Raw genomic sequence first — 24,411 nt, 5'->3', positions numbered from 1 at the left:
AACGAATGATTAAATCACTCATCATAGGAATTGGTTTCATAGTAACTATTGCACTGGCTTGGGCGCTTGTACAAACATTATGGAAAAAGGTATTTCAAGAGGAATATAACGACGACGATGTTTTGGCGGGTCGAAGAAACTGCTCCAATTGTGGTTGCACCACGTTTTGCGAGCGAAAAGAACATAAAAAATAGATTTGAAAACCTATTGGATAAAAAATTAACAATAAAAATAAAAAATAAGATGGCACATTTATTAGATTTCGATACAGAAAAACGGTATAACGCGGTCGTAAAAAAAACTTCGCGATTAACACCACAAAACACTGAAGAAGTACGTGAGATTGAACTCGAAGTAAAAGATCCTGGGTTTAATTGCGAAGTAGACCAAAGCTTTGGGGTATTGGTTAAAGCTACTGGCGATTTTGGAAACACATATCATCATCGACTCTATAGCGTGGCTGATTTACCAGCAAAAGTTAACGGTAATCCAAAAATCACCATGTTAGTTAAGCGCTGCACATATGTTGATGATTTCAATGGCGAAGAATATAAAGGCGTTGCTTCAAATTATTTATGCAATCGAAAAAAAGGGGATGAAATTACACTCACTGGTCCCTTTCAATTGCCCTTTAGGGTTCCAGATGACAAAGCTGCCAATATGATACTTATTGGTATGGGAACTGGTATTGCTCCTTTCCGTGCCTTTATCAAACATATTTATAAAAATGTAAAGGGTTGGGAAGGAAAAATCCGATTGTTTTATGGTGCTCGAAGCGGTTTGGAACTACTGTATTTAAATGATAAAGATGGTGACCTTACCAATTATTATGACAAGGATACATTCGAAGCGTTTCATGAATTAAGTCCAAGACCACATTGGGCAGATTCCATTGAAATTGAAAAGGCGCTAGAGGGGCAAACTGCTGAGCTGAAAGAACTACTTTCAAAATCCAACACATATGTATATGTTGCAGGATATTCAAGTATCCTTAACAAACTCGATAAATCATTTTCTAAAATACTGGGATCAGAAGAAAAATGGAAGCTTCGTAAAGCCGAACTCATAGCCGGCAGAAAGTGGGCTGAAATTATTTTTTAAGCTATCTTGAAAAATAAAGAATAACCATGTTTCAATAAACTTGTAAATAAATATGTCTATCATTACTGCAATAGCCGCACTGGGGGGCTTAACCTTACTTCTTGCCATTATGCTTATTGTTGCAAACAAAAAGCTATATGTCTATGAAGACCCGCGAATAGACCAGGTAGAAGACATGTTGCCACACGCCAATTGCGGTGCATGCGGGTATCCGGGTTGCCGGCCATTTGCCGAGGCATTGGTTCATGGAAAATCCTTGCCTGGTAAATGTACCGTTAGTACAGATGAAGGCAGACAGTCTATTGCGGAATTTCTTGGTGTTGATTTGGGTGCTGAAGAAAAACAAGTCGCTCGCCTAGCCTGCGCTGGCGGAACGAATGTAGCTCTCAATCGAGCCCAGTATTTCGGAATTGAAAGTTGTCAAGCGGCCACTCTCATTTCTGGAGGAGGAAAAGGTTGTTTCTGGGGTTGTTTGGGCCATGGTGATTGTGAAGCAGTGTGCGATTTTGATGCCATTACCATGAACGAACATGGCCTACCCATAGTGGATACAGAAAAATGCACAGCCTGTGGCGACTGTGTGGAAGTTTGCCCTAAAGATTTATTTTCCCTTCAGCCTATAAGTCACAAACTTTGGGTAGCTTGTAAAAATCTTGAACATGGTGAGGCCATACTTGAAGATTGCCTGGTGGGTTGTACCGCCTGTGGTAAATGTGCCATGGATGCACCTAGAGAATTAATTACTATGAAAAATAATTTACCAGTTATCAATTATGCTGAACATCATAATACACAAAAACCTATTCAACGATGCCCAACCGGAGCCATTGTCTGGCTAGAAGATAACGGAACGGTGGTTAAAGGGAAAGAAAGCAGAAAAATTATTCGCAAGGGATCCAGATTAATGGGCGATTCTTAATTAATTCATATCTCTCCGTTTATTATTTAATGTCTACTGTTTTTAGCTTCACTCAATTTTCAAAGCTATTCTAAATTTTCTTTTATCCAATCGAGAATGGCATAACGGGTCTTCTTTGAAATCCAATGTTCGTTAACCGGAGTAATTAATGCTTCTTTTTCACCCTTGATGGTGTTATAAACAATATAACTAGTAGTTGGTGGGCAGGTATCATCATTGTAGCCCCAAGTCATAAATACAGGTGCTGTAATTTGCTTTGCAAAATTCACTACATCGTAGTACTCCAAGGTCTTTAGCTTTTCAGGAGTGTCCATACCTTCAAATTTTGTAAAAAGGTGTGGGTACCCCCCTGCACGGTCACTTTTGTAACGAGCCATATCGCTCAAAGCTGGGTGATTGGCTGCACATAAGGTTATACGCTGATCTAAGCCAGTAGCAATTAAGGCTAGCGCCCCACCTTGACTTCCGCCCTGTGCAATTACGTTTTTACCATCCCACTGTGGTAAAGTCGTTAAATAGTCGACAACCCGAACAAAGGACAGATAAACCTTTTTCATATAATAGGAATCTCGATTGTCAAGTCCATTAACCAAATAACTGTTATTAGCCTTCCCAAATGCTTGGCTTATTTCTGTGTAGGTATCTCTATCCAGATTGGGTCTAATTCCATGGATTTCCATATCAAAACGGATGCATCCCCCTTCAGCATAAAAAAGATCTTTTAAAGGGGTCATAGGTTTAATTCCAGCGCCCGGTGGAGAAAACACAACAGGAAACTTCCCCTCTTTTTTAGGTATAGTAAGGTAACCATATACAAAATGATTCTTTTCATACACCTGAAGTTTCACTAAATAGCAATCTACCTGGTTGCTTGAAAACTCGGGTACAAATGTTTTTTCAAAATAAAACGGACATTTGGCTGCCTCTTCTTTTGCGGCATGCCAATACGACACAAAGTCATCGGGTAATGGGGTATATGGCTGAAGTATTCCGGGATCAAAACCCACTTTTATGTGGTGTTTGTATATTTCACCATTCAATTTAACCTGCATTTGGCAATCTCGAAAGCCAGGTTCTTTCATTGTTCCGATATCTATAATGGCTTCACCATTTTTTAATACAACATTTCCACTCATATCAGCAGGCTTGAGCTCGGGACCAACACTATAAGTTATTTCAAGGTTATCTTGTAAAATGCCATATTCATATAGCACTACTTTTATTTTAGCTTTTTCATTGACTTTATAAAGCCAATCGCTATGGTTAGGGGTGGTGACCCACAATACATCACTATGGCTGGGGTTGTTTTGTGCAAATAATTTGATTACTGTAATAAAACAGCATATAATCAATACCGCTTTTCTCATACTTAATTAGGTTTGTCTATATTAGTTTTAGCTACTTATTCTGTTTTCTATATTCGATTGGTGAAACTCCATATTTCTTTTTGAAGGACTTACTAAAATATTTCATATCTGAAAAGCCTGTCATTGAAGCCACTTGTTTTATTAGTAATTGCGTATCGACAATAAGTTGTACCGCTCTCTTTAGTCTTACATCCCTAATGAATTCAACAGGAGTAAAACCCGTTAAGCTTTTGATTTTATTACTAAACGTGGTTCTGTTAATTCCTACAATCGAACCTAATTCCTCTACTGAAAAATTATTGTTATCTATATTTTCTTCAATGGCGAGCATCACTTTTTTCATTATCTCTTCATCCTGTTCTGTAATCAGGCTAGGCATAGGCTTATAATCCCTAACGCTTTTATCAAAAACACTAAAAATATTATGCAACCGCTTTCGTTGATTGAGCAAGTTTTCAATTCGAGCTATAAAGTAAGGGACACTGAATGGTTTTGTTATATAATCGTCAGCTCCATAGGACAATCCTTCAAGCTTGCTCTCAATATTGGTTTTAGCTGTTAAAAGAATTACCGGAATATGGCTCGTTTCAATATTTTTTCTGATTTTTTTAAGAAGGTCAACTCCATTTAACTTAGGCATCATTATATCACTAATGATGAATGCCGGCGTTTCTTTCGTAGCCAATTCATAACCCACCTCACCATCTTCAGCCTCAATTATTTCATATTTATCTTCCAAAATAGATTTAATGAATGATCGCAAGTCAGGTTCATCTTCAACAATCAAAACTTTAATTTTTTCTTGAATATCTTTTGTTGAATCTTTTGGTGGCATTATCAAACTTGGTTCTGACTTTTCTTCGTCTTCTATAAAATCCACTTCGTTTGAAAAATGTGCTTTACCTAGCTTAAAATAAACAGAAAAAGAACTTCCCTTACCTTCTTCACTATCAAAATGTAATTTTGCGTTGTGTTTATCGGCAATCTCTTTTACCAAAGACAAACCAATACCAGTACTCGGGTTATTACTTTTATTGTTAAAAGAAACAAAACGGTTAAAAAGTTTATTTTGATCTTTCTTTGAGATTCCAAAACCTTCATCAATAACATGGACACCTAATTGTTTTTCATACTTGGTTATTTTAACATCAATAGATTTTCCTTTTGGGGTGTACTTAAAGGCATTGGACAACAGATTGATTATAATTTTTTCTAGCCCGTTCCTATCTGCCCAAATTGTAGCATTATTTGCATTGTTATGGAATGCAAAATCAATGTTCTGTTCGTTTGCTACTTCCATAAAGTCGCTAAAAATATCTTCTACAAACTTTGCGACGTTTATTTCTGAAACTTTAATTTTTGTTTCCTCAATTTTACGAAAATCTAGTATTTGATTGACCAGCCGCTGTAACCTATTCGAACTATGCGATATAAATGAAAGTTGTTTTTTTATTGATTCTGGAGTTCTATTATCGTTTATTAAATATTCTATTGGCGATGAAATAAGTGTTAGTGGCGTTCGCAACTCATGAGAAATATCTATAAAAAACTTTTGTTTCATGTTAGACATTTCTTTTTCTAATTTCACCTTGGTTTTTAAACGGTATATAGTGATTATGGCATGGTTAACAAGTAGGAAAATGGCAATGAATGCTAACACATATACAATATAAGCCAAATTGTTATTCCATATAGAGGGCTTTATGGTTATTGGCAGGTGGCGTTCATTATCTGCCCAAACACCTTGGCTATTCGTTGATTTTACTTTAAAAATATATTCTCCTTTAGGGACATTGGTATAAGTAGCCGTACCATGTGTTTGGGTATAATTCCAATTTTTATCAAATCCTTCTAATTTATAGGTATAGTTAATATTTGCAGGGTTCTTATAATCTATTGCTGCAAACTCAATGGTAAAGAAATTTTGATTATGTGATAAAACCAATTCTTTACTATGGTCTAAGGATAAGTTTAATGGAGAATCTTTTTTAATAGAAACTTTTTGGTTAAAAAGTTGAAAATTGGATAATGCTAAATAAGGAGAGTAATTATTAGTTTTAATGTCCCCAGGTAAGAAATGTAAAAAACCTTCCGAATACCCAAATAGCAATTCGCCAGAATTTAATTGTAAGCTTGTTGCCTCAGAAAAATTATTATTGGATATAATTGGCTTTACTTCATGGAAAACCTCAAAAAATTCTTGTTCAGGGTTAAAACGAGATAAAGTATAATCTGTTGCAATCCATATCTTGCCATCAACATCTTCTAACAGTGAAAGAATATTATCTGATGGTAAACCGTCTTTTTTAGTAAAACCTTTAAATGTTAAGGGAAAGCCCAAAGAATCTTTTTCAGTTACTTTGTTAATTCCTCCGGAGGTCGTGGCTATAAAAATTTCTTTTTTTTTGGTTATACAAATATCGATAACATCATTTCCATTTAACCCAATATGTGTCTCATCAAAACCAATTTCATATTTTTCTATTTCAGAAGAATCACTTAGTATATCGTTGGGGTTGAATACAATTAGCCCTTTGGTTGTTCCGGCATATAGCAGCCCTTCTGGTGTTTGTTTTATGCAACGCACTTTGTTGAAATCATCTATGGGGTAAGTGTGCCATTTGTTTTTGTGATTTATAAACCGTGTTTCTCCATGGGCATTAGTTTCTATAAGGTTAACGCCGCCATCAAAAGTCCCTAACCAGATGCGTTCACTTTTATCTTGAAAAATGCTGTAAATATCATTGCTAGTTATACTGTACGGGTTGGATTCATCAACTTTAAAATGAATTACTTCATAAGAAAAGGGCACCTCTTTAGGAATTAATTTATAGAGTCCGTCGCCACGGGTTCCAATCCAAACATTCGATTGGCTATCTTGTATTATATTGTAAGCAGGCTTAATCCATTTGGCATTTTCTTTTAGTTGGCCAGAGGGTGAAAGATTACCTATTTTATTTAAATTTTTATCTAAAACAACAATTTGGTTCTGTTTGTCACCAACCCAAATGTTCCCATTTTTATCCTGTAAAATGGCCCTAACATCATTAACGGTAGACAGAATTGATTCATTGGTTACACTGGTTGTTTTAAAACTATTCTCACTAAATACCACTTTTACCAAACCCGATGATCGGGTACTATACCATAAATTGCCTTGTTTATCGAAAAAAGCGGCAAGAAAGCTATTTGAAAAATTACCTTTAGGAAAAGAACCTTTATAATTAAATCGTGTGAGGTCATGGTTACTAGGGTTGAATTTTGAAAATCCACCACCCTGCGGTTGCACCCAAATACCCCCCCTATAATCGGTAAAAACATAAGACCTTGGAGTAGCAGCTGGCATCGATAAGCCCTGATTATTAGATGGGTAAAAATAATGCTGTTGTGTAGAAAAATCAAAAAGGTTGATGCCTGTTTCTTGATTACTTAAAAACCATAACTGTCTATTTTGTGTAAGGGCAACGGGCGTCATATCCTTGGTTATTAGGCCTGGAAGTGTTTTTGAATTATAAAACTGAATATTTCCGTTGAAAATATTAATGGTGCAAAACCCTTGATGGTCGGTAAAAACCAAAACGGTCTGCTCATTAAGCTTTTTCATCCAAGTAATGTTAGCATCCAATTCAAGTTTTTGTGTTCTAAAAGAACGACCGCTCTTTGAATATTTAATTATTGTTCCATGAGACCCTCCAAACCAAATCTCATCCTCAAATTCAACTGCTGTGTAAAAGGATCTAACTTTGCCTGTTTGGTTTGAAAAGTAATAATTTGGTTCATTTAATTTATCTGATTTTAAAAACGCTAGCCCATTGTTGGTTAGCAGCCATGAGTTTTGTTGACTATCTTCATAAACCGAATTCACAGAAGAAGCATTGAGTGTTTTAAGATTTTTATTGTATATTTTGGTGGAAAACAAAGAGTCGGATACCAAAATACACCCATCAGTTTCAGAAAGCAACCATACTAACCCTGATTTATTGGCTTTTACGCTGCTCAATACAAACCCCTCTTTTGGCATGTCAGGAATTAAATCAGTACTCCAAAAGGCTTCAGTTTTAGGGTCAAAACAATAGGTGTTCGTTTTATTTTCATTGGACCGTATCCAAATACGCCCATATTCATCTTCTATAATTTTATCAATACGGTTATTTTTCATCAAAACTTTATCAGACGACTGCGTCTTATAGTTTTGAAAACTGTAGCCATCATATTTGCTAAGACCGTTAAATGTAGCCAACCATATAAAACCTTTTTTATCCTGAATAATTTGGCTTACTGTATTATGAGGAAGCCCATCTTCAACTAAAAAATGTTCAATCGAAAAATCTTGCTGTCCTCTCACACTATAGGCAGCGCAAAAAGATATTATAATAAAAAAATAAAATTTTTCAATTACTTTCATTAAAGTTGGTTCTTATGGGCAGTTCTAAAAAACTAAAAAAACATAACCCTATTGATAATAGCCATCGCGTAAGTATTTTAAAAACATTCACCCAAAATAAAGGATATATAATTTATAATTAATGTATTATAGGCCTAAAAATCCTTTCATTTGTTATTTACCCCCCTTTAAATTGTAATTTGACCACCTCTTAAACCAAATTATCTCATAACTTTGTAATCGATTACAATAATGATTGTTATAGAATCATTTAATCGTCATTCTTTTTAAGAAAAAAATGACTTTAATACCAACATTATAAATTATAACTATAATTAAACAAAACTACTTATTATTATGAAATTACTAAAAAGAATGGGCCTCATCTTTATTGGCCTTTTGATATCACAGGCAACATTTGCCCAAACATTCAGTCCGGATATAGTTGTCGATATTAATGGTACTGGGGACTTTACTTCCTTACAAGCTGCTTTTGATGCCACCCCTGCAGGTACACCTACCATTATTTATGTAAAACGAGGTCTTTACGATCAAGAGAAATTAATCATTCCTGCCAATAAGACGAATATAACCTTAATTGGAGAAAGCAGAGAGGAAACCATTATTTCTTACGATATCTATAACTGTAATGATGGTGGCGATGGCCTTTGTCCTGATGAAAAGGTGGCGCTATGGGACAGTAATAGTGATTTAGTAAGAACCGCTGCTACACTAACCATTCAAGCCAATGACTTTAGGGCAGAAAATATAACCATCCAAAATACTGCAGGACCGGTTGGTCAAGCTCAAGCCATTACAATGCAAGCAGATAGAAATGTGTTTGTGAATTGCGACATATTAGCCTATCAAGACACTATTTATTTTTGGATGGCCGAAACATCAAGAGCCTATTTTGACGGCTGCGTGATTGAGGGTAGAACAGACTACATCTATGGTCGAGGTGTTGGCTTTTTTAACCAATGTGAAATTAGAAGTTATGGTGGTGCTTGGATAACGGCACCATCTACAACACTCAATCAATTTTATGGTTTTGTGTTTTATGAGTGTAATTTAACTTATAAGCCCAATAGTCCAAGACCAGGAGATGATGGCGCACTAATTAGATTTGGTCGTCCATGGCACGAATACCCAAAGGTTGCATGGTTGTATTGTGATATGCCAGCAGAGATTCATCCAGAAGGCTGGGGCGATAAGTGGAATATGGAATATTCAGATACCAGTACCGAGCTTCATTTATACGAATGGATGAATACAGGTCCTGGCGCCGATATGAGCGGAAGAGCAGATTGGGCAGGCCTTAGAGCCATGGCGGATCAGGCTGAAGCCGATTTATATGAACCAGAAATTGTATTGGCAGGTAATGATAATTGGGATCCTACGGCCATACCACCAACCGTTACAGTATATGATTGGGATGGTGGTGCCGCAAATAACGGCTGGCTAGAAGCCAATAACTGGAATCCTGATGGCGTGCCAGCGGTTACCGAAGTCGCCAATGTTGATGGTAGTGTGACCTTGGATGCTAACGGTGGAAATTTTGTTGCCGACCTAAATTTAGTAAATGGAGCAACAATTGATGTTTCAGCCAATAGTTCTGCAACCCTATTAACGCTTAACCAATCAACACTTTCTTCTTCTGCAAGTGTGTCTTTTTCAGGAACGATAAAAACTAAAGGCAACTTAACCATTGATGCTTCAAATAATCTTGATATTACAGCAGCTATTATTGGTGTGCACCAAATTACAAAAGTAGGTTCGGGTATATGCCAGATTAATAATGAAAATACTGGTTTTACTGGAGATGTAGTTGTAGATGCTGGAGATTTACAAGCTAAAGTAAACGGTGCCCTAGGGACTTCGGGAAAGATAACAGTCAAAACTAATGGCCAGTTAACCATTGATGCAGGTAGCGCAATAGATGTCAATACCGCCCTTTATACAGAAGGAACTGCACAATTAGTGCTTAATCAAGACATAACCATTAGTGAATGGTATATTGACGGAGCTATACAACCTATTGGACAGTATGATGCGACTACAAATGCTTCAACTATTAGTGGTTCTGGTAAAATAATCATAGGAAGACCAAGTGAATTTATTTTTATAGGTGGAGCTAATGGAAACTGGGATAATCCAGCCCATTATTCTCCAGCATTATTACCTGAAGCAGGAGAAAAAGTGATTGTTGACGGGTTAACCATTGAAGCCCAGAGCTCACCTTTTGCTGCCGATATGTATGTGCAAAATGGTGGAAGTATTCGTTTAAGAAGAAGTGATTCAGAATGCTTAGGTCCAGTTACAATGTACCAGGGCACCAATATTTCTTATGCAACCAGTGGCTCTGGATTTTATTTGGATGCCAATATCATACTAGAAGGAGATATCTCTCTTTTTATGAACAGTGCCAATACCAGTGGAAGTGTTATGGATTTACCAGGCACTTTTACTGGAGATGCTAAGATAATCGTTCGTAACACAAGAGATGTAGCCAATTCAGCCATAGTTGATTTAGGTGGAGACAACAGTAATTTTACAGGTACATGGGATTTAACCGTAGCCGCCTACAATGCAGGAGGTTATTCGGCAATTAACGGTTTGGTTGAGAATGCTTTCGGATATGGAAAAATTGACCTGGCTGAAAATAATCAAGCCATTTTCAATCATGTAAAATGTGCTGGTGACATTTTGAATATGGATATCTCTGGTAATGCCACTGCTCTTTTAAACGTTGATGTTACAGTACAACAATTTACGTTAAACGGATCTCCGCTTGGAGATGGCACCTATGATGCTTCGACACACTCTGGTTTACTTTCAGGGACTGGATCTATTACAGTTGATTCCAGTTTAAGTATAGATGACAAGATTTTGGTAGAATATGGCTTGCTAAAAGTAAATGGCAATTTAGAAAATCTTGAGATTTACAACATGTTAGGACAAAGTGTACACAAAACAAATACTTCTAAAGAAATTAACATTGAGTGGTTAAAATCAGGAATCTATATTGTTCGCTATAAAATAGATGGCAAATTAGGAGCAATCAAGATTTATAAAAATTAAGATTACCAATTAAAACTCCTAATTAGTATATAATTAATGAGGTGTAAGTCTTTATACACCTCATTAATTAATCTTAAATCTTAAAAACAATGAAATCGTTAGTTTCTAAACTACTCATAATTGCACTTGGGTTTTTCTACAGTATTACCTCGGCAAACGCACAAACCAGTTTTACATTACATACCATTGGTGATTCTACCATGGCCGATTATGATGAAAACACCACAGACAAAAGAGGTTGGGGCATGATGTTCCAACAATTTTTTACTTCAGAAGTCACCGTTAACAACCGAGCAAAAAGTGGCGCCAGCAGTAAAAGTTTTTACTTAGAATCTCCATATTGGGCTACTGTAAAACAACAAATAGAAGCCGGTGATTATGTCCTCATTCAATTTGCACATAACGACGAAAAAAATGGCGGTTTAGATGGTGGAACCGACCCCAATAATCCTATAAACGGGACAGATTATCGTGGAACTACGGCTCAAGGCACCTATAAGGAATACCTTAGAAAGTACGTAGACGAGACCCGCGCATTAGGTGCTACACCGCTTCTTGCCACTGCTATGTGCAGAAAATATTTTAGTGGAGGCACCATTACTCGTAAAGGGCGTCATGATTTAGGGGAGAATTTTAGTGTTCCGGAATCAGACCACACTTACGATTACAGCTACGCTATGCAAGAAGTTGCTACGGAAAAAAATGTACAACTTATTGACTTAACCACTTTAACTAAAGGTTTGTTAGAATCTTATGGCGATGCTGAAAGCACGGCTCAACTTTTTGTTTCTTCTGATTCTACACACCCTAATGCATTGGGTGCTACATTAGTTGCTAGATTATGTGCTCAAGAAATGACCAATCAAAACATTTTAGAAGAATATATCAATACGGCAACCGATGTATTAATCAATCCAAATAACGTCGATTTTGGTGATGCTTACACAGGGCAAACACTTACAAAAGAAATCACAATAACAGGGTTTGACCTAGAACCGGCTTCAGGAACATTTACGCTTACTGTAAGCGAAGGCTTTTTAATAGCAGCAGATAAAATGGATACCTTTACTTCTTCCATCACCATGGATTACGTAAACAATAATCTTGAATTCTCGAAATTTTACATTTCAGTATCGCAATCGGTTGGCGGAAATAAAGAAGGGACACTTACTGCAACCAACGGAACGGTTAACAAAGAAATACCTTTATCAGCTAATTTTATTGAGTTAACTGGAGGAACAGAAGTGAACCTTCTTTGGGAACTTTCTGCAGATGATAGTTATGTTTTAGAAGGTCCTGCCACTCCTTTGGACGAATCCCATAGCAGCATGTATGTGCAACGGTATTCTGCCCCTAATTCAAATACAACGTGGCCTGAAGGTAGCGGTTATGATACAACCAGAAAAACCCAACGAAACTTGTTAGATGGCGATGTTTGGCCGGCAGGTGAGATTGATGAAGTTTCTACACGTTATATTCAATTTGGAATTTCGGCTAGCGAAGGAACCGAACTAAACATAGATGAAATAAGTTTATATGTTGGCGGAGCAGGTGGTAGCGGTATGCGTTGTCGCATTTCTTACTCTAAAGACGATTTTGCGACCACATCTGTAGTTGAAGAGTTTTCAAGCATGACATCCAATACCATGTATGCCGTTTCAAAATTCCCCACTTTAACACTCGCTTATGGAGAAACTTTAAAGTTAAGGGTTTATCCTTGGTATAGCAATGAAGCTACAGGTAAAACCATTTGTCTTGCCGATGTTAATATTCACGGCGTAGCCACTCCTACCCTTTCTATAGATAAACCATTAAAAAACAGTGCAAAATGGATTGTACAGGATGGCTTTATTAAAGTAAAAAACGTTCATACGAATAGCCAGATTACAATCTATGACTTAACAGGAAGGTTAATACATACATCATCAAACAGGAACATTGATGACCTGTATATGATAAAATCACCTTTTACAAAAGGTATATATATTGGTATAATTCAATCTTTTGAAGGCATACAAACAACAAAGTTTTTTGTGCCTTAAATAGAAAATCTCATTAAGACTAAACTAACTAGTACTAACTTAAAAAGCCGGTTATAATTTTCATAACTGGCTTTTTTATTGAATTTTCATAAAATAAAAATTAAATGTCTAAACTATTAAAAAGTTCAATCTATGCCTTATTATATGGTCTTGGAGAACTTGCTTTTATGATTTTACCTTTTGGATCTAACAGGTAAAACAATAACCTTTTAGCATATTTTAAAGCTAAAGATAAATGACTGGTTTTTCACATTTATATACGACATAACCCATCTCAAATTTTAAGTAAAATCTCATTTCCGATAAATTCTACTTAATCTAAAATGTTATCCATAAAAAACGGTTTAGAGTGAACTAAACCGTTGCCTTTGGAGGATTTTCATCTTAGTAGCGGGAACTGGACTCGAACCAGTGACCTTCGGGTTATGAATCACTTTTAAAAAACACAGAGAAATAAATCAAAAATCTCACTTTGAGTTGCAAAAAACTGGTAAACTTAAAAGCACTAGATATTGGCTGAATAATAAATGAAATCTCCATCGATTCCGTTAAACTTTACAAACTTTACTGAATACAACCCATCTAGACTTGCAACAAGCAGAATTATTACCGTCTAAAAAACCATCACCTTGAATGGTAAAGTCCAATAGACCCACAAAAAAATATGAAATAGCTATTTTTACAGTTTTTTGTTTTTATGGGGACAACACCAATTTATTTTTATCTATTAATGTTCGTGCTATTGTCCCCGCTCATTTTTGATTCATCGTCATTTCGTGATCATATTGACAGCAACTCGGAAGGTTGTTATAAGCGACTTCATCCCCCAAAACTTTTTCAGTATCGTAACCAGAAGCCGCTATTGCTTTATGAATTGCCATAGCATCAGTTTTTTTATTGTCAAACGAGACATCAATTTTCTTTTTATCGACATCCCAATTTACACTTGCTACCCCTTCTACACCATTTACCGCTTTTTCAATCGTACTTTTACACATTGCACAATTACCTCTTACGCCAAAAGTCAGGTCTGTAATTCTCACTTCTTCGAACATTTCAATAGTTGTTGTTTCTGGTTCTTTTTTGGTTTCGTTTTTACAACTTGTTAAACCTAATGTTGTTATTACTGCTAAACTTAAAATTACTTTTTTCATTATTTAAAAATTAATTATTTATACTTGTTTTGATTTATTCTATTACTTGTTTTACCTCACCACAGGTTAGCATTCTTTCCCCAAAATATGGATTGATTACTTTTTCCTCTTTGCTTAACCAATATGCACCATTGTTATTATCTGCCATTGGACAAAACACCAAATAGACCTTTTGATTGATACCGAACAGTTGAATAGCATTGATTAGATGTAATGATAAATGCTTGAAATGGTCTTTTTGAGCTTTTATATTAGACGTTTTAGAAATAGATGTTGCAGAAGATTTTATTTCTTTTACTAATGACATCCAATGATTATGCGCCTTATTATCTGATAACAATTTCATATCTACTTTGCTCAAATTGGTTAATAAAGTTGATGCGCTTGTAGAAGTACTTTTTGCATCTTCATTTACTAAAGCATCTTTTAAATTAATATACGCATTGAAAACAACTTTTAACTGCTCTTGAAATTTCGTTGATACTTTTAAACGCTCATTCATATTGGTATGGTCACTTTCTTTGTTGGATGTATTATTATCTATTCCCAAATGGCCTTCGTGACCAGTCATTACTTCACCACCATCCTTGTTCATCATTGACTTTTTGCCTTGTAATTGTGCTGCTGCATCAACTGTAAACGTACCGTTAGTTACAATTTCATTTCCAACAAATAAACCTTCCACAACTTCGTATTCATTGCCAATTTGATTGCCTAATTTAATTTCACGCATTTCAAAAACAGGTTGGTTTGGATTTGTTTTTAAATACACCACAGAACGCTCACCTGTCCATAAAACAGAAGATGCAGGAATTGTTAATACTTCGTCATTGTTAGCTGTACTGCCATCAATACTTGCGGTTACAAACATACCTGGTTTAAATACATCGTCCTTATTGTTTAAAACGACACGTAAGGTTACAGTTCTTGTTTTGGTGTTTAAAACGGGGTCTATAAAATCGACTTTACCTTTAAATTCCTTGTTAGGATAGGCATTGGTTGTAATCATCACTTCCTGTCCTTTTTTAAAGCGGTCAATCTGATTTTCATACAAATCAAAATTTGCCCAAACGGTGTTCAGGTTGGCAATTTTTAGCAATGGCTGACCTTGTTTGATATAATCACCTTGTTCTACCAACTTTTCGGTAACAGTTCCTGAAACGGTTGCATACACAGGAAAGTTTTCTTTCACTTTTCCAGTTTCTTCAATCTGATTGATTTGATTTTCAGAGAGCTTCCATAATTTCAGTTTGTTACGGACCGCTTTGTACAAAGCAGGTTGAGATTCTTTTAAAGAGGCTGCTGTAATCAATTCTTGTTGTGCTGCATAGAGTTCTGGTGAATAAATGGTTGCTAAAAGCTGACCTTTACGAACTTCTTCACCTGTAAAACTCACATTCAAGCCTTCAATTCTACCTGAAAAGTAACTGACCTGAACCGCATTGGCTTCTTCGTTTTCAGTAATCTTACCAGATAATTTGATGGCATTACCTTCAACATTTCCCTTGCCTACAATAGTTGTTTGAATATTTGCCAATGCCATTGCATTTTCAGTCAGTTTGAATTGGTCTGGCAACAAGCCCTCACTTCCGCTTTCCGCAGGAATTAAATCCATTCCACAAATAGGACAATCGCCTGGTTCTGGTTGCATAATCTGTGGATGCATAGAACAGGTCCACATTTGATTGGTTTCAAAAACCTCGTTGCTATTGTAATCTGCTACTTCTTTCGATGAACCAACAAAAAAGAGCCAGCCTATAAAGCAACCAATTCCAAATATGACGATGTAAATTATATGTTTTTTTTGTATCATTTTTATAAAATAATTAATTTAATAATCAATCCACCTACTAGCCATACATAGCAAATGAAGGCCGTATATTTTAAAATATTTTCCTGTATAGGGCTCTTTGGAGCCATTTCGCTCATAGAATGCTCCACATCTTTTTTCTTGAAAAATCCTAAATAAATGAGATAGCCAGAAATAACCAAAAAGGCAAGATTTAAAAAGAGTGTATAATCGATTTTAAAATATTGGCTATCCTGAATTTTTACTTGTGAAGGGTCTGGCAAAATGTTAAATAGGTCAAACGCATAATGCAAAGTAAGTGACGTCCCAATTAAAGCCATAAACAATAGAAAGAGAATGAATAAGGACATTTTCCATCCATAATATTTGGCATTAATACGAAGCACAGGAAACACAACTAAATCACTAAAAATAAATGCCATTACACTTGCAAAACTTACGCCTTTACCGAATAATAAGGCTGCTAACGGAATGTTTCCCATAGACCCAATAAACGTTAAAAAAGCCGCTACTGGCCCAACGATTATATGCTCTAAAATTTCAAAAAAATTAAAATCTGTATTGCCCTGACCGCTATTGATAAACAATGTTTCAAAAAACGAATCGGGAACAAAAGCTGCAACAATACCAGCTATTGTAAAGCCAACTGTAACATCTTTCCACACCATTTGCCATTCCATTTTATACTTCTTGGCAACACGAGCCCAACTTGATTCTTTTTTAATCTGCTTTTTCCAGTTTTTCGAATTGTCTATGGCATCGTTATCACCGTCATCTTCAAGATTTTTACGTGCTTTTTCAATAAGCTTTTTGGGATTGATTATGCGAATAAGAATCCAACAAATACCAATGAGCAACAATCCTCCTATATATTCACCAACCACAAATTGCCACCCTAAGAATATAGAGATGATTATTCCCAACTCAATAACTAGATTTGTAGATGCCAATAAAAAGGATATGGACGACACAAAACTCGCTCCTTTCTTGAACAGAGATTTGGTACTCGCCAAAGCAGCAAAACTACAGGAGCTACTAATAAATCCAAAAAACGCACCTAGCAGTATACTTTTTGATTCGTCTTTACCCATTGTTTTTTGCATTCGCTTTTCGGTCACAAAAACCTGTATCATACTACTTATAAGATAACCTAAAATGAATGCCCAAAGTGCCATCCAAAAGAACCCTGTTGTAGTAAAGGCGGCTTCACCCCATTGTTTTAAAAAATTGTCCATAATTTGTTTTTATTATGATCTAATCGCTTTCAAAAAGCTGTCCAGTCTATTTAAATAATTAAGTTTTTAAAGCTTCTCTATAATTGCTTTTAGTTTCTCTGTAATTTCTTCGGCTATTGCTTTTAATTCAATATTATCTACAGCTTGCATTGAAGCCATAGGGTTTACTGAAGAAACTTCAACATCCCCAGTATCTAGTTCCTGTACGATGACATTACATGGCAACATAGTGCCTATTTTGTTTTCGGCCAATAAAGCCTTATGTGCATAAGGTGGATTGCAAGCACCCAAAATTTTATAGTTATTGAAATCAACATCCAACTTCTTTTTTAATGTTTCTTTGATATCAATTTCGGTCAATACACCAAAGCCTTCTGCTTTTAAGGCTTCCGTTACTTTTTTAATGCTGTCGTTAAAATCACCTTTTAAAGTGGTATTAAAATAATAGTCCATCGTATTTGTTTTTATGTGTTTATAATCAATTTAACATTTATCTCATGCCCTTTTAATCTAAACCATCTGAATATTAACGCGTTATATATTTAATAATCGTGGTTTGTACATAGTATGTCTTTATAGATTCTATTTGGTTTATTTGAAACTTTAGTTGCAACTCTTGAACATCCAGAACATCATTAAAATCAATCGTTCCTGTCTCGTAACTTTTGATTAAAATATCTTCAGCATCTTTGGCTTGTTTTAAGTTTTTGGATTGGGTGGTGTAACTTATTCTTGCTGAAATTCGTTCGTTAATCGCCCTGTCTAAAAAGGTTTCTAATGTGTTTAAGCGTTCCTGTTTTTGAGCAGTTATTTCCTGCTGTTCTAACTTATTTTGTTTGGTTTGGGACTTATATTTTTTATTAAAAATTGGAATAGTCACTGAAACCATTGGCATCACAATATCTTTACCGTTATCCCCAAAATCCATATTTGGTCTTTCGTCAACATTAATATAATCCAAACCAAAACCAATCATAGGACTGCTTTCTTTTTGGTTTAATAATTCAGATTGTTCTATGGATTGATAGAGTTTATCATACTTCAATAATTCAGGGTGTAATGCTAAATTTTCACTGGTAATATCAAAGTCTTCAGAAGGTATCATTAAACTATCTACCACATTGACCGTAAAATCATTTTCCCTATTTAGTAGGTTATTAAAATTAGTTTGTTCTGCTAAAAATTGTTGATGCAAAACGTCTTTTAATTGTTGTAATTCGTTTTGACGCATTTGTAATCGCAGTACCTCTACTGCGGATGCTTCACCAACTTCAACCGATGTTAGTGCTAACGTTTCATAAGTTTTCAATAGTTTGATATTTTCAGTTAAGACCTCTTGCTTTGCTTTGTTGGCGTACAGATTATAATAGGATTGTGATAACGAAGCCATTAGTTTTCGCTTTGCGATAACGATGTCCTCGTATTTAGCATCTGCCAATGAACTCACATAGTCTTCTCTCGACGTAATGGTTCCAAACCACGGTAACATTTGTTTAACTGAAATTTTAAAGCGTTGAGCACCTGTACGTGTTTCTGGTTCGCTAATAAAATAACCGATACCTAGTTCGGTATTAGGAATGGTATTTACCTCATTTACCTTTTCCGAAACTCTTTTATATTGCAATTCAAATTTTTGAATCTCTGGGTTGTTCTTTAATGCTTCATCAATTAAGGTTTTTAATTGTTGTGCATTGATTAAATGAAAAGTGAAAAGTGAAAAACTAAAAACAAGTAATGTTTTTAACATATAATTTATGTCTTCTAAATGTATCATTTTACAGTCTTGATTTTGTTGTTTTAATTGAACTAACCAACATTGCAATCAATTCCTTGTTTAAGTTATAATGAATTAGATGTGTTTCTTCGTCCAAATAATCTGTGTCTTTTAATAAGTCTAGCAAATACAAAGTTTCATTAGCTTCTTTTAGAGAAATACTCATTTTATTTATAAAATCAGCTTTACTTTGAGCAAATTCAGCTTCACGGATTAATGCTCCAATACCAGTTCCACTTCTTAAAAGTTGTTTACTTAAAACGTATTCTTTTTTTTCAATTACTAATAGTTGAGATAGTTTTACAATTAAGATTGCGAAAGCATAACTTTTGTCTTTTAAAATACTTTTATTCATAACTTTTTACTTTTAGTTTTTCACTTTTCACTTCTAACTTTTCACTTCTAACTTTTCACTTTTAACTCGGCTTTCCAGCTATATAATACTGGAACTACAAATAAGGTTATTAAGGCAATTACCATCCCGCCAAAACTCGGTATTGCCATAGGTATCATAATATCGCTACCTCGTCCCGTGGATGTGAGTACTGGCAATAGGGCTAAAATTGTGGTTGCAGTTGTCATTAAACACGGTCTGATACGTTTTTCTCCTGCTTCAACAACTGATGCTCTAATTTCTTTTTTATTCTCTGGTGAATTTCTATCAAATGTTTGGGTTAAATAAGTTGCCATTACTACACCATCATCGGTCGCTATACCGAAGAGTGCAATAAACCCAACCCAAACTGCGACACTTAAATTGATAGGATGCATCTGGAATAAATCACGCATATTTTCGCCAAATAAATTGAAGTTTAAAAACCATCCTTGACCATAAAGCCAAATCATTAAAAAACCACCTGCAAAGGCTACTGCGATACCCGTAAACACCATTAATGATGTGCCAACAGAACGGAACTGAAAATACAGGATTAAGAAGATGATTGCCAATGCCAATGGCACAACTACAGATAAGGTTTTTTCTGCTCGTAACTGATTTTCATAAGTTCCTGTGAATTGATAATTAATGCCTTTTGGTACTATTAATTCACCACTATCTATTTTTTGTTGAATAAGAGCTTGTGCATTTTCGACCACATTGACTTCTGCAAAACCATCCATTTTATCAAATAATACATAACCGACTAAAAAAGTATCTTCACTTTTAATCACTTGTGGACCTTGTTTATAACGAATAGTTGCCAATTCGCTTAACGGAACTGGACTGCCTTTTTCAACAGGCACATAAATTTGTTTTAAATCGGTTGGATTTGCTCGCAGTTCTCTCGGGTAGCGCACACGTACTCCATAGCGTTCTCGACCTTCAACGGTGTGGGTTAAGACCATTCCGCCAACTGCAACTTTTAATACGTTTTGCACATCATCAACGGATATTCCATAACGTGCTATTTTTTCTCTATCAATATCAATGAGCAAATAAGGTTTACCTACAATTCGATCTGCAAACACAGCTTCGTCTTTTACGCCTTCAGCTTGTTTTAAAATGCCTTCTAATTGTACACCAAACGCTTCGATCTGCTTTAAATCCTGACCTTTTACCTTGATTCCCATTGGTGCGCGCATTCCGGTTTGAAGCATAACCAGTCGGGTTTCAATAGGCTGTAGTTTTGGTGCAGAAGTAACACCTGGCAATTTGGTGACTTTTACAATTTCATTCCAAATATCGTCTGGTGATTGAATTTCTGGTCTCCAATTACGGTAGAATTCACCATTATCGTCTTTTATTAATTGAGATTTTTCGACATTAAATGAAATTGAATTAACTATTGCTTTGTTCTCGGATGCACTTGGACTGACAGCACTATTTCCATTAAACAGCAAGCGACCATCTTTCAATTCAAATAAGCCATCTTCGTTAACTTTATAGTGTTGACGTTCCCCGTTTTCATTCAGCATATACTCTGACTTATACTGAATGATGTTTTCGTACATCGATAAAGGTGCTGGGTCTAAAGCAGATTCAGCTCTTCCTGCTTTACCTACTACTGTTTCAATCTCTGGAATAGCGGCAACAGCCATATCCAATTGCTGTAAAACCCGTTTGTTTTCTTCCACACCAGAATGAGGCATCGAAGTTGGCATTAGTAAAAATGAACCCTCATTTAATGATGGCATAAATTCTTTGCCTGTATTTTTCATAATGAAAAAACCTGCGATTACAATCACTGTTGGGACTGATAAAAAGAGTAATTTATTATCTAAACACCACCTTAAAATACGTGTGTAGTATTTGATGAATAATGAGAAAACACCCAATAAACCAAAGCAAATAATACTAACAAAGATGAAATTCCAAAAAATGCTCTTACCCACACCTAATGGTCTCCAGTATTCGGCTAACAGGAATACTATTGCTGACGCCGAAATAATAATATTAATAAGGTTAGCTTGTTTATCTGTTATTCTGTTTTGAAGATTGAAAAGTGCTGTAATTCCAAAAGCTATCAATATCAATCCTAACCCATATCCATAAATTATGGCAGCGATTCCTAATGCTATTAAAACGCCATTTAAAGCAGTTTTAAAATGTGATTTAATGCTTTTCTTTCTGAATAAAAATGCAGCAAACGGTGGAATTAAAAATAGCGCGATGATTATAGAGGCTGTTAATGCAAAAGTCTTTGTGAATGCTAATGGTCTGAACAGTTTTCCTTCTGCCCCAATCATTGTAAATACAGGAATGAAACTAATAATCGTGGTCATTACTGCTGTTACGATGGCACCAGAAACTTCGGCTGTTGCGTTGTAAACCACCTTATTAATTAGTAACTTTTCACTTTTCACTTTTCGCTTATCACTTTCCTCATCTAAATGCCGAATAATATTTTCTGATAGTATGACGCCAACATCGACCATAGTACCGATTGCAATAGCAATACCAGACAAAGCGACAATATTGGCATCGACACCAAAGAGTTTCATCGCTATAAACACCATTAAAACTGCAACAGGCAATAGTCCTGAAATCAAGACAGAAGCTCGAAGATTAAACACCATGATAATTATGACCAAAATGGTAATCAATATTTCTAAAGTCAATGCCTCGTTAAGTGTACCTAAAGTTTCTTTTATCAGTTCTGTTCTGTCATAAAATGGTACTATGTTAACTTGGGATGTTCTTCCATCTGCTAATACTTTTGAAGGTAATCCAGCACTTAACTCGTTGATTTTTTCCTTAACATTATTAATCACTTCCATTGGATTTGCTCCATATCGAGCCACAACAACGGCACCAACAACTTCAGCACCTTCCTTATCTAATAAGCCACGTCTTGTTGCAGGACCTAATGAGACTTTTCCAATGTCTTTGATTTTAATTGCTGTATAATCTTCGGAAGTGACTACCGCGTTTTCGATGTCTGCAATTGATTTAACGTACCCCAATCCACGGACTAAATATTCAGCTTGGTTAATTTCCAAAGTCTGTGCACCAATATCCCTATTACTTTCCTTAACTGCTTTTACAACGTGATGCAATCCAATATTATACTGACGCATCAATTCTGGATTTACATCCACTTGGTATTCCTGAACATAACCACCAATTGAGGCGACTTCCGAAACGCCACTTGCAGAGGATAATGCATATTTAACATAATAATCTTGAATACTACGTAATTCTTGTAAATCCCAACCACCAGTTACGTTTCCGTTGTCATCACGACCTTCTAAAGTGTACCAAAATATTTGTCCTAAACCAGTTGCATCTGGCCCCAAAGTAGGATTAACACCTTCGGGCAATAAACCGCTTGGTAATGAGTTGAGTTTTTCGAGAATACGACTTCTGCTCCAGTAAAATTCAATGTCCTCCTCAAAAATGATATAGATGCTTGAAAAACCAAACATAGAGGAACTACGAATGGTTTTAACGCCTGGAATACCAAGTAAAGAGGTTGTGAGTGGATAGGTTATTTGGTCTTCTATATCTTGCGGTGAACGACCATCCCATTTGGTAAAAACAATTTGTTGATTTTCTCCAATATCTGGTATGGCATCTACAGCCACAGGATTGCTTGGCAAGAAACCCGTGTCCCAATTAAAAGGTGCATTTACTATTCCCCAACCCACAAAAAGTAGGAGTAGCAGAAGAGCAACGAGTTTATTTTCTATTAAAAATTTGATGCTTTTATTTAGCATTGGCTTTAATAATTAAACAATTAGACATTGGTGTTTAGAAAACACCGAATACAGCAAAATATCCTTATAACATTGCAGTTATAGGATAAAAAAGTTTATTGTTCAAAAATCAAATTAAGTATGTCTCGTCAATCTTGTAGATACGCCTTATGAAGAGTGGCGGTTTATATTCTTCGTAAGCAGATACATTGTTATCTAAACCTTCAAAAAGGTTAATATATGTGTAAACATATGAAGCAATGAATACTTTTTGTTCAAAAGAAATTTTGTCAACTTGCAATTGCAGTTCGTCTTGACCTTCAATTACTAATTGTACATCATCACAACAATTTTTCTTGGTGATTGAGCATCCTTCAGTAGAAGGTTTTTCCATTTCCATTCCGCAACCTTTTGCTTTATGAAATATGGCGATTTCTACTAAAGTATCTCCACAATAATGCATATTAACAGTAAATGACATTGTAGCAAATAAAACTACAAAAGCCATTGTTAAAGACATTATTTTATGGAAAAACTGCTTCATATCTATTCATAAAGGTATGAAATTTTAACAAATGTTGATTTTGTTTAACAGAAGTTTAATTGACTATTCAACTCAACACCGACTCATTTCTTTGAAATCTAACATATTCAAAATAACTAATAATACCACTACAACATCATCAAAAACCGGTTCCCACATTATTGCTAAACTGTAAAAAATACTGCTTTTCAAACTATTTGGATAATATTCGGAAACAAAAAAAGCCAACTATTTGATTTACAAATAACTGACTTTAAAATTTGTAGCGGGAACTGGACTCGAACCAGTGACCTTCGGGTTATGAGCTCAGATTTGTGCTTTTCTCAAACACAAATACTGGGGTTCCCAGCCGTTATTTTTGAAAATCGTGTTCCAAAACGTGTTCAGTTTTGTGTTCACTTTTGTTAGTAATATTTAGGTCTAAAATTAGTTAATTTTGGAAAAACAAAAAACTATTTTTCCATATAATCCTGCCATTGGATCAAAACGTACTTTTCATTGCCGTTCTCCATCCTTTTTATGAAACCGTATTCGTAAACAAACAAGTAAACATCCCCTTTTTTATTCTTCCAGTAATGCGTAAAAAACTTGGGGTTAAACCCCTGCTCCGTTAAAACATTAGCTCTAACGGTTGCTTTACCCGCCTTATTAAAGGCCTTTAAGATTCGTCTGTTCTGCTTTAGCTGATTATCTACCTTATTATAAAACCGAGGTGCTTCTTCCAAAGATCTCCTGTAATGGTAAGCGCTTTTGCAGTGCAAATCACAAAACAGCTTATCCGATCTTCCTGTCAATGTCTTACCACAAAATTTACAAGCATTTTTTTTCATTTTATAAATTTAATCGAATGTTACACGAATACTATT

The 24,411-nt window shown here is 35.4% G+C and carries 16 protein-coding genes; 5 read left to right on the top strand and 11 right to left on the bottom strand.

Going from position 1 to position 24,411, the window contains the following annotated elements; translation table 11 throughout:
- The first annotated feature begins 5 nt into the window (after positions 1-5).
- The 3 genes from ACIEHO_RS13360 to ACIEHO_RS13350 are packed head-to-tail and all read left to right on the top strand — an operon-like array spanning position 6 to position 2,020.
- Positions 6-194: a hypothetical protein gene (locus ACIEHO_RS13360; RefSeq protein ID WP_406972541.1), complete on the top strand. Its 189-nt coding sequence runs from the start codon at positions 6-8 to the stop codon at positions 192-194.
- Between the two features lie 49 nt (positions 195-243).
- Positions 244-1,101 carry a ferredoxin reductase domain-containing protein gene (locus ACIEHO_RS13355; RefSeq protein WP_406972539.1) on the top strand — a complete coding sequence of 286 codons (858 nt, stop codon included), beginning with the start codon at positions 244-246 and terminating at the stop codon, positions 1,099-1,101.
- 52 nt (positions 1,102-1,153) lie between these two features.
- Positions 1,154-2,020, top strand: a complete 867-nt coding sequence (locus tag ACIEHO_RS13350) for an RnfABCDGE type electron transport complex subunit B (protein ID WP_406972537.1) — start codon at positions 1,154-1,156, stop codon at positions 2,018-2,020.
- 65 nt (positions 2,021-2,085) lie between these two features.
- Here the strand turns inward: ACIEHO_RS13350 and ACIEHO_RS13345 are convergent, their stop codons facing one another.
- Positions 2,086-3,387, bottom strand: coding sequence for an acetylxylan esterase (locus ACIEHO_RS13345; RefSeq protein WP_406972535.1), 1,302 nt, complete (start codon positions 3,385-3,387; stop codon positions 2,086-2,088).
- A 31-nt stretch (positions 3,388-3,418) separates the two neighbouring features.
- On the bottom strand, positions 3,419-7,792 hold the full coding sequence (locus ACIEHO_RS13340) for a hybrid sensor histidine kinase/response regulator transcription factor (protein WP_406972533.1): 4,374 nt from the start codon (positions 7,790-7,792) through the stop codon (positions 3,419-3,421).
- Between the two features lie 336 nt (positions 7,793-8,128).
- On the opposite strand from ACIEHO_RS13340, the gene ACIEHO_RS13335 reads away from it, so the two are divergent.
- Positions 8,129-10,852, top strand: coding sequence for a pectinesterase family protein (locus ACIEHO_RS13335; RefSeq protein WP_406972531.1), 2,724 nt, complete (start codon positions 8,129-8,131; stop codon positions 10,850-10,852).
- Positions 10,853-10,941: 89 nt separating this feature from the next.
- A complete protein-coding gene (locus ACIEHO_RS13330; protein WP_406972529.1) occupies positions 10,942-12,894 on the top strand; it encodes a GDSL-type esterase/lipase family protein in 1,953 nt (650 codons plus the stop codon).
- Positions 12,895-13,646: 752 nt separating this feature from the next.
- On the opposite strand, the gene ACIEHO_RS13325 is transcribed toward ACIEHO_RS13330, so the two are convergent.
- From ACIEHO_RS13325 to ACIEHO_RS13285, 9 genes are all read right to left on the bottom strand, one after another.
- Positions 13,647-14,048, bottom strand: coding sequence for a heavy-metal-associated domain-containing protein (locus tag ACIEHO_RS13325; protein WP_406972527.1), 402 nt, complete (start codon positions 14,046-14,048; stop codon positions 13,647-13,649).
- A 34-nt stretch (positions 14,049-14,082) separates the two neighbouring features.
- Positions 14,083-15,861: an efflux RND transporter periplasmic adaptor subunit gene (locus ACIEHO_RS13320; RefSeq protein WP_406972525.1), complete on the bottom strand. Its 1,779-nt coding sequence runs from the start codon at positions 15,859-15,861 to the stop codon at positions 14,083-14,085.
- Between the two features lie 2 nt (positions 15,862-15,863).
- Positions 15,864-17,093: a permease gene (locus tag ACIEHO_RS13315; protein WP_406972523.1), complete on the bottom strand. Its 1,230-nt coding sequence runs from the start codon at positions 17,091-17,093 to the stop codon at positions 15,864-15,866.
- A 66-nt stretch (positions 17,094-17,159) separates the two neighbouring features.
- Positions 17,160-17,546 carry a DUF302 domain-containing protein gene (locus tag ACIEHO_RS13310; RefSeq protein WP_406972521.1) on the bottom strand — a complete coding sequence of 129 codons (387 nt, stop codon included), beginning with the start codon at positions 17,544-17,546 and terminating at the stop codon, positions 17,160-17,162.
- A 73-nt stretch (positions 17,547-17,619) separates the two neighbouring features.
- Positions 17,620-18,840: a TolC family protein gene (locus ACIEHO_RS13305; RefSeq protein ID WP_406972759.1), complete on the bottom strand. Its 1,221-nt coding sequence runs from the start codon at positions 18,838-18,840 to the stop codon at positions 17,620-17,622.
- A 28-nt stretch (positions 18,841-18,868) separates the two neighbouring features.
- Positions 18,869-19,222, bottom strand: coding sequence for a four helix bundle protein (locus ACIEHO_RS13300; protein WP_406972519.1), 354 nt, complete (start codon positions 19,220-19,222; stop codon positions 18,869-18,871).
- Positions 19,223-19,269: 47 nt separating this feature from the next.
- Positions 19,270-23,022, bottom strand: coding sequence for an efflux RND transporter permease subunit (locus ACIEHO_RS13295; protein ID WP_406972517.1), 3,753 nt, complete (start codon positions 23,020-23,022; stop codon positions 19,270-19,272).
- 109 nt (positions 23,023-23,131) lie between these two features.
- Positions 23,132-23,545 carry an HYC_CC_PP family protein gene (locus ACIEHO_RS13290; protein ID WP_406972515.1) on the bottom strand — a complete coding sequence of 138 codons (414 nt, stop codon included), beginning with the start codon at positions 23,543-23,545 and terminating at the stop codon, positions 23,132-23,134.
- Positions 23,546-23,997: 452 nt separating this feature from the next.
- Complete coding sequence (locus ACIEHO_RS13285) at positions 23,998-24,375, bottom strand: RING finger protein (RefSeq protein ID WP_406972513.1); 378 nt, start codon at positions 24,373-24,375, stop codon at positions 23,998-24,000.
- Positions 24,376-24,411 lie beyond the last annotated feature (36 nt).

This window comes from Flavisericum labens (assembly GCF_045446075.1).
Taxonomy (GTDB): Bacteria; Bacteroidota; Bacteroidia; order Flavobacteriales; family Flavobacteriaceae; genus Flavisericum; species Flavisericum labens.
The sequence above is the reverse complement of the archived record's forward strand: the minus strand, read 5'-3'. Positions and strand labels throughout refer to the sequence as shown.